Here is a 1,862-nt window from a genome sequence, read left to right on the forward strand (position 1 = left end):
TTTTAACCTTAAAGAATTATATAAAAGCCTTTATAAGACCGAATAAAGCTTTTACCAAATACATGGCAAAAAATACGGAAATTAATTCAAATTTTGTTTTCAATCCTAATTTCAACTATTTTTAAACCAAATCAGGTAGTTTTGATACAGACTGCCGTTGTGCACAAGCTAAAAAAATGACTGATAAAGGAATTAAAATAAGTCCAAAATACTATAAATCTGATTGGGATAAGTTAAGTCTTAATGGACTTAATTCAGACTGGAACAAAGCTGTTGACATTTTTGATGACCGAATGAAAGGACGCTTTTTCAAACAAATCGAATTATTAGATAAAAATCCAAATAGAAAAGTTGGAATTTTTGCCGGTTTTGCAATTATGGCTCTTAGTTGTCTACTTATTGAAACAATTGAACAATTTATCAATGGGCGAATTAGAACTGGACAAGGGATGGATGAAAAAGCTTTTTACGATTTTTTCCAAAGAAGTCCTGATTTCAGTGATTTTTTTAACACACAAGAAAAGGCTGACATTTTTTATAGGCAGATAAGATGTGGACTTCTTCATCAAGCTCAAACAAAAAGAGAGTCTACAATCCATATAAAAAGTGAAAAAATGTTACAATGGGTTGATCCTAATGATATACAAAAGGGAATAAAAATTCAAAGACAAAAATTTCATAATGAAGTACTTAAAATATATGAAAATTATTGTTTTGATTTGAGAGATTCACGAAACTTAAATCTAAAGAACAAGTTTAAAAGAAAAATGGAACATATTATAAATCAGAATTAAAATGGGAGTATTAAACAAATACAGTTTTGAAATAAGAACTTTAAAAAGTTATCAAGATGAGAATTCGCCTCATTCTCTTTCAAAGTTTGAATTCCTTGCTCAAAATAAGGAACAAGCTGAAAAATATATGAAAACTTTGATTGACAATTTTAATGAAAATATGCCATTCAGACCTACAATGCCAAGAGAGACAACCGAATTAGTTGAAGATGAATATTAAAAAAGCCATTGCACAACACCGTATAACAAAAATAAGGGTTAATGGTTTTCGCCCGAAAAGTAAAACCTAAAATTTCACAACAGGTTAAAACGGACAAGTAAGCGCATCAATCCCCTTACTTTCGTTATACAAACACGTTGTATGCAAGCCGAAAATAACAAATGAGATTAACCAAAATATTCAGAAAAGGAAAAGAAACAACATTTAAATGTAATTGTTGCGGAACTGAATATGATGAAATTCCTTTGTGTTTTGGTTCTGAATTTCCCGACTACTACTACTCTATTCCACCAGACGAAATTGAAAAACGTGTAGAACTTGAAAAAAGTTTGTGTGTAGTTGACAAAACTCATTTCTTTCACAGAGGACGAATAACAATACCTATTTTGGATTTTAACAAGGACTTATATTTTGACATTTGGACTTCAATAAGTCCGGAAAATTTTGAATTTAGAATGGACTGTTGGGAAAGTCCTAATCGGAAAGACTTTGGACCTTATTTTGGTTGGTTACAAAACCAAATTCCAACCTATGAAAATACTATCAACATTAAATCAATAGCGATTGAACAGGACGCAGGAACTATTCCTGAAATTGAAATTACGGAAGAGAATCATCCATTAGGAATTGACCAAAGAAACGGAATAACATATAAAAAAGCGATGGAAATTGTACAGTATGCTCTTAAATCGCAACACGAATAAAATAAGGCCAGCATACAACACCGGTAACCGTTGCACAAGCCTCTAATTCTTAGAAAATTTCACTTATTTAAACCGCTTTTAAGCGGTTTTTTTATCTTATACGATCTCTAAATTAGATAGGTAAAGTCTCTTTAGAACGGACTT

The 1,862-nt window shown here is 30.9% G+C and carries 3 protein-coding genes; all 3 read left to right on the plus strand.

Annotation, left to right across the window (positions count from 1 at the left end; all coding sequences use genetic code 11):
• Positions 1-176 precede the first annotated feature (176 nt).
• A complete protein-coding gene (locus L1967_RS22160; protein WP_249603667.1) occupies positions 177-794 on the plus strand; it encodes a hypothetical protein in 618 nt (205 codons plus the stop codon).
• A gap of 1 nt (position 795) precedes the next feature.
• Positions 796-1,014, plus strand: coding sequence for a hypothetical protein (locus L1967_RS22165; protein ID WP_249603668.1), 219 nt, complete (start codon positions 796-798; stop codon positions 1,012-1,014).
• Positions 1,015-1,175: 161 nt separating this feature from the next.
• Positions 1,176-1,718, plus strand: coding sequence for a DUF2199 domain-containing protein (locus L1967_RS22170; protein ID WP_249603669.1), 543 nt, complete (start codon positions 1,176-1,178; stop codon positions 1,716-1,718).
• Positions 1,719-1,862 lie beyond the last annotated feature (144 nt).

Source organism: Zunongwangia pacifica, assembly GCF_023499215.1.
In the GTDB taxonomy this organism is placed as follows: domain Bacteria; phylum Bacteroidota; class Bacteroidia; order Flavobacteriales; family Flavobacteriaceae; genus Zunongwangia; species Zunongwangia pacifica.

What these genes read in the sequence shown, in the direction of transcription:
- L1967_RS22160 (WP_249603667.1), top strand. Translation starts at nt 177, where the DNA reads ATGACTGATAAAGGAATTAAAATAAGTCCAAAATACTATAAATCTGAT.
- L1967_RS22165 (WP_249603668.1), top strand. Translation starts at nt 796, where the DNA reads ATGGGAGTATTAAACAAATACAGTTTTGAAATAAGAACTTTAAAAAGT.
- L1967_RS22170 (WP_249603669.1), top strand. Translation starts at nt 1,176, where the DNA reads ATGAGATTAACCAAAATATTCAGAAAAGGAAAAGAAACAACATTTAAA.